Origin of the sequence: Arthrobacter sp. Hiyo1, from assembly GCF_001263615.2 — a bacterium.
Taxonomy (GTDB): Bacteria; Actinomycetota; Actinomycetes; order Actinomycetales; family Micrococcaceae; genus Arthrobacter.
The window spans coordinates 561,177-567,243 of record NZ_DF952468.1 but is presented as its reverse complement, the minus strand read 5'-3'; the positions used below and the strand labels follow the sequence as shown (position 1 = coordinate 567,243).

The window sequence follows — 6,067 nt, the reverse complement described above, 5'->3', positions numbered from 1 at the left end:
CCAGCCACAGCTTGTCGCCCAGTACGAGCGCTTGGCGCTGCGACACCACCATGGCCTTGGCCGAACCCGAGGAGATCACTTCGTCAAGCATGCCCGGTTTCAGGCGTTCGGCAGATCCGCGGTCAACCATGGCAGGGCGCACCGGAAGAACAGTGTCAATAAGGTGGTTTGCCGGCGCCTGGAACTCGGTGAAACTCATGTACCTACCGTACTGACTCGCACCGACAATTGACATTTGGATCTTTCAGCGACGCATGCCCCTGGTTCCGGTTTTCCAGCGGATCTGAAGACTCGCCGCACTGCATCGCTGCCAGAGGCGCTTGTCAATCTACCGTGGAAGACGTGAGAAGAACACCGTTCGAACTGGCCGCTGTAGCTACTGCGGCGGTGCCCGGCCTGACGCCGATGGCTGCCGCCTCTGCCCCGGATGATGCTGCCGATTTCGATTCGGCGCTCCTGCTGGACTCCGAGGGCAAACGGTGGCGTGTCCGTTCGCCGCGCCATCCGGAAGCCAGCGCCCGGCTGGAAACCGAATTCATGATCCTGCGGGCTTTCGCGCCGGCGATCCGGGCCGAGCTGCCCTTTTTGATGCCCACTGTGGCCGGAACGGTGCGCCAGGGCGCGCTGAGCACCTTTGTTTACGCCCACTTGGCTGGGGCCACGCGCAGCATCGAAGAGTTGTCCACCTGCAGCGATGCCTTGGCCAAGGAGATCGGTGCGGCGTTGGCCGCCGTGCACGACCTCCCCCAATCCCTCGTCAATAACGCCGATCTTCCCAGCTACACGGCCAACGAATTCCGCCAGCGCAAGTTGAACGAGCTGGACCAGGCCGCCACAACGGGCAAGATTCCGTCCTCGCTGCTCCGTCGCTGGGAGCATGCGCTGGAGGACGTGGCGCTCTGGCGCTTCAACCCGTGCGTGGTCCACGGGGACCTCCATGAAGACAACCTGCTGGTCGACGGCGATAGCGTGACGGCCGTGACGGGGTGGACCGATCTGCGCATCGGCGATCCTGCCGATGACTTCGCCTGGCTCGTGGCGTCAAACGAACAGAAGTTTGTTGAGTCCGTCCTCCGGCACTACACGGAAGCCAGACGGGATACACCTGACAGCCACCTGCTGCGACGCTCGGCACTTCTTGCCGAATTCGCCTTGGCCCAGTATCTCGTCAAGGCCTTGGCGGCCGGTCACAGTGAGATGACGGCTGAAGCCGAGGCGATGCTTAAATCCCTCGCCGACGACATCGAGGAGCAAAACGCGTTGGCGGCCGAGGAGGCCGAAGCCGCCGCTGCGGAGCGTGCCGCTGCGGACGGGCTGGCGGCACCGGCAGTTGTCATTGGTTCCGAAGCCAAGGCCCCGGCGGGCGGCCCGGCGAAGCCCACGGTAAGTATCACAGCCATCCCGGAGCCTGCTCACGACGACGTTCCCGAGGTTCGCCCGGAGACGGCCGCGGCAACGCCGTCGGTCACGGTTGAACCGTTGGAGGCCGCCGCCTCAGACGAAGCCGCCGCTGAGCCTGCGGGAGAATCAGCGAACGGGACCGCCTCGACGACGGAGACGGCGTCCGAATCCGACGACACGTCGACGACGGCCCTCCAGGTAGTGGAGCCCGCGCCACTCCAGGACGCCAAGGACCGTTAGTCCATCCCGGTCTAGCTGCCGTGGTTTCGGCTGCCTAGCGGGTTCGGTTGCCTAGCGCGGAAGCACGATGTTCTCCAGTTCCTCGGCGGTGCCCAGGTCGTGGGGCCTCACGACAGAGTCGTCGGCAACGTAGTAAAACGCTGCACTGACCTGCTCCAACGGCACACCCTTGAGGCGCGCCCATGCCAGGCGGTAGACGGCCAGTTGCACGGCGCGGGTCTTGAGTTGCCTGCCGGCCGGGCGCTTGCCCGTCTTCCAGTCCACCAGTTCCCATGTGCCGTCCGCCCCGCGGAACACTGCGTCAATCCGCCCGCGCACCACGACGTCACCGATCCTTGTTTCCACGGGAACCTCGACGAAGGCCGGGGACCGGTGTGCCCATTCTGAATTGCTGAACGTCGCCACCATGTCGTCGAGTCCATACGCTTCGTCGATGTGGGAATCGGAGCCGGGTGCTTCGTCGAGATCCAGCATGCCGGTGGTTCCGTAGTATTCCTCCACCCAGGAATGGAAGGCGGTGCCTTTGCGCGCCGAGATCCCGGGTTGCCGGGGCACCGGGCGCCGGAGCTGGGCCAGGACCGCAGCAGGATCGTCTCCGAGATCGACGAACATGGACGCCGAGATGTGTCCGGGCAAATGGACGTCTTGGACGGGTTTCCGCCGTAACTGCCTTTCCAGCAACAGTTCCGCTTCGGCAGCCCAGCCGGCTGCGTCCCGCGGAGGGACGTCAGCGAGGCATCCATGACAAGCGGCGAATCCGCCCGTAATCCTTCGACTGCGTCCCTGACGCGGATTGCCGCCGCCTCCATGGCAGCCCGCCGGCCCGGGACCAAGCGGAGCCGTTCCCCCGTGCGGGGTCACTCGGGCCCTCGAGCGGATCGTAGGGGAAGACCGCCACCTCCGTTCCGACTGTCAAAGGGCTCTCCGTGGGCAGCGCGTCTTCGCTCAGGGACTGGGGATGAATGGCAGCGGCCGTTGCCCGGCCGGTCTCGCCTCCTGCCCCACCGGCAAGGCCGGCCAGCTCGGCAAGGAAAGGTGACGTCTCCGCAATGCCTGCCCGGGAACCATTCCACGCGGCGCTCGATGCGCACAGGACGAACTTTGCACGGGTATAGCAACGTAGGCGAGTCGCCGCTCTTCGGCCTCACCGTGGTGCTGGACTTCCGATTTGAAGTCCTTTTCGGCGTCCAGCCAGCCCTTTTGGTCCGGCTGGTCCAGATCCCATTGAGGGAGGTCCGCCCGGTCGCCACGCAGGGGCCATGGCAAGGCAGCGGTACCGCTGCTCCACCGGGAGTCCCTGTTGCTCGGGAAGGCCCCGGCGTTGAGGCCGGGGACAAAGACAACGTCCCATTCCAAGCCTTTGGACGCGTGGACTGTCAGCAACTGCACTGCCTCGTGGTTCACCTCTGCGTCGGCCATGTCCAATCCACCTTCTTCTGATGCGGCCGCTTCAAGCCACCCCAGGAAGGCCAGGAGATCAACCCGCTGCGAAGTCTGCAGGAAACCCGCCGCGGCATCATGGAATGCGTCCAGGTTGCGGCGGGCCTGGTGGATGCTCGTCCGGGCTTGGCAGCGACCTCAATGTCCAGCAGCATGGCACGTTCCACCTCGCCGATCAGCGTGCTCAGATCGTCTCCGATGAACCCCCGCAGGTTCCGAAGCTCCGCAGACAGCCGGCCAAGACGGTCCAAGGCCGCCGGGCTGAGGGAGCGTCCGTGACCGGAAGTCCACCCTGGGCGGGGCAGGAAGTCCAGCGCCTCCACAAGGCTGGCCGCATCAGTAATGTCGCTCTCCACGACTGTCTCCATCGGGCTTTCGTCCGCGTTGGAGGCATCGTCTGCAGTGCCGCCGTCTCCCGAGCCGCCGTGTGATCGCCGCCTGGCAAGGAACTGGGACCAGTCGCGGAAGGCCATCAGATCAGCAGTTCCGATCCGCCACCGGGCGCCTGCCAGCAAACGCATCAGGGCATCGGAACGGCCGGGATCTGCGAGGACCCGGAGCGCAGCCACGAGATCGACTACTTCAGGGGTGTCGAGGAGCCCTCCGAGGCCGACTATTTCGTACGGGATACCTTGGACCTCGAATTCACGCCGCAAGCACTCCATCTGTGCCCGACGGCGGCAAAGCACTGCATGGTGGGGGAAACCGGCGTACCGTCTGCCGCGGTTTCAAAGACTGTGCGGCGGTAGCGGCGGACGTCCCGGGCAATCGCTGCGGCTTCGTCTTCGTCGGTGGCAAATCGTCCGAGAACAACGCTGCCGTCCGCCGCTGCCGGGCTCGGCTGCAGTGGAGGTACCGCCACAGTACTCTCTTCGGCCCTCGAGCCGGGGGCTCCCTCACTCGCGGCCGCCTTGTTAAGAGGCGCGGCAATGACGTTGGCGGCGGCCAGGATGTTGCGCCCGTTCCGCCAGGCAGTGGTCAGATACGAGGTGGGTGCCTTGGCAAGGGATGCCGGTCCCAAGCCGTCTTCCACCCGGACGGGAAATTCCTGGACAAAGTGGAACAGCTGGCCGGCCGAAGCACCCCTGAAGCCATAGATGGATTGGTTGGGATCCCCTACCGCCGTCACGGCATGCCCTCCCCCGAACAGGCGGGAGAACAAGACAAGTTGCGCGTGTGAGGTGTCCTGGAATTCATCCAACAACACAACCTTGTAGCGGGCCCGCTCGGTGGCGGCCGCCAGGGGTATGTCCTGGGCAATCTTCGCAGCGAGCGCAACGAGGTCTCCGAAATCGAGGACGCCGCGGTTCCTCTTGGCCTCTTGGTAACGCCCCACCATGTCCGCGACGCTGGCCCTGGTCCGCAACATGGCGCCTAGATCGCCGGCAGCTTGGGTTGGGTTCTTTTTCGCGGCGGACATATAGGGCAATTGGGCGAATTCGGACACCCGGTCCATTAACCAGCCCTGAACTTCGGCGGGTTCGCGCAAGTGTTCGGCGCACTCGCCGGCCAACTGCATCACGGCATTGACCAACGTGGACTTGGCAGCGGTGAAGTGCTCATAGTCGCCGTCGTACGCTTCGACCACTTCGCTCGCAAGCTGCCACGCCTGGGCGCCGCCAAGCAGGACCACATCGCGCTCGATACCCAAGCGCAGGCCGTAGTCGGACACGATACCGCTGGCGTAGGAGTGGTAGGTAGACACTTTGGGTTCAAGCTCGTCGGAGCCTGCAACCCCCTCCGGGAAGCCGTACTCCCCGTTGTCCGAGGATGCGATGCGCTGCAGGGTGGCCAATTTCGCGCGGATGCGGCTGGCCAGCTCCCCTGCGGCTTTACGGGTGAAGGTGACGCCAAGGACCTCTTCGGGGCGAACCCACCCGTTCGCGACGAGCCACACGACACGGTCCGCCATGGTAGCGGTCTTGCCGGATCCAGCGCCGGCGATGACCAGCCGGGGGGTCAACGGTGACGCAATAATGGCGGATTGCTCTTCCGTGGGACGGTTCCGCTCGCCGAGGATATCGGTCAATTCGCCGGGCGAGAATCGAGGTTCCGGCAGTACGGCGGCTTCTTCGGAGGCCTCTCCGGCTTCGATTCCGGCGAGTGTCTGGACGGTCATTCGGTGACCTGCTTTCCCCTGGCGCACAATGGGCAAATATCGGGCAGTCGGCAGCCGTGGCCTCCGTGGCTGCCTTTTGAGGGATCGTGGCGTGCTTCGAAGCTTGCTCCGGCCATGAGCACGGCGGCCTCACTGACGAGGTCCTGCGCCCAGTTATCTCCCGGATCCAGGGGCTCTTGCGCTTGGACCACGGGCGTCTTCGTCTTGGTTCCCAACTGTGCCAGGACGGCACCGCCCGGAAGCCCCGGAACAGGGAGGTCCTGGAACGCCCCGTGCAACACGGCCGCCTGATACGCACCGAGCTGGGGGTGCGTGGCGAGTTCGGCTTTGCCAGGCTGGCGTTTGCCGGTCTTGAGGTCGACAATCACCAGCCTGCCCTCCGTATCTATTTCCAAACGATCCACTTGTCCCCGAAGCACAGCGTTCCGGCCAGCATCGGGATCCTCGGCACCGTGGCCCAGGCGCACTTCCGGCAGCGGAACCTCGAAGTCCGCTTCGACCGCCGCCAGGCTGCGGCCCTCGCTCCGCATGACAAGGACGTATTGGGCGAGTTTCCGGACCATCTGCTCTGCCCGTTGGAAGTCCAGCCTGCCTTCCCAGTTGTCCTTCATGCCCAGGGTGGGCCAGCGACGCACGAGCTCCGCGACATACTCGGCGCCGGAAGCTTCGGGCAGTTCCTGGGCAATCGCATGGACCAAGGTGCCCAGGCTACGGGCAAAGTCGGTAGCGGCTTCGCCACCTGCCGCTTGGACAAACCAGTCCAAAGGCGATTTGTGCACAGTTTCGACCTTCGAAGGAGAAACGTACACGGTGCCTTCCGCCGGCACTACCGGCGCGTCGCTGCTGAGCGGTGCAATCCCCACCAGG

2 protein-coding genes and 2 pseudogenes are annotated in these 6,067 nt (G+C 64.9%); 1 reads left to right on the top strand and 3 read right to left on the bottom strand.

Annotation, left to right across the window (positions count from 1 at the left end):
* Positions 1 to 199: pseudogene (locus tag AHiyo1_RS02555) on the bottom strand (NAD(+) diphosphatase); the annotation flags it as partial.
* Between the two features lie 143 nt (positions 200 to 342).
* Between AHiyo1_RS02555 and AHiyo1_RS02550 the strand changes: the two are divergent.
* On the top strand, positions 343 to 1,641 hold the full coding sequence (locus AHiyo1_RS02550; protein WP_059387512.1) for a macrolide 2'-phosphotransferase: 1,299 nt from the start codon (positions 343 to 345) through the stop codon (positions 1,639 to 1,641).
* A 51-nt stretch (positions 1,642 to 1,692) separates the two neighbouring features.
* On the opposite strand, the pseudogene AHiyo1_RS02545 reads toward AHiyo1_RS02550, so the two are convergent.
* A pseudogene (locus tag AHiyo1_RS02545) lies at positions 1,693 to 5,200 on the bottom strand (ATP-dependent helicase).
* The coding region (locus AHiyo1_RS02540) for a RecB family exonuclease (RefSeq protein ID WP_148667422.1) at positions 5,197 to 6,067 on the bottom strand (871 nt) is incomplete at its 5' end. The pseudogene AHiyo1_RS02545 and the gene AHiyo1_RS02540, both read right to left, overlap by 4 nt.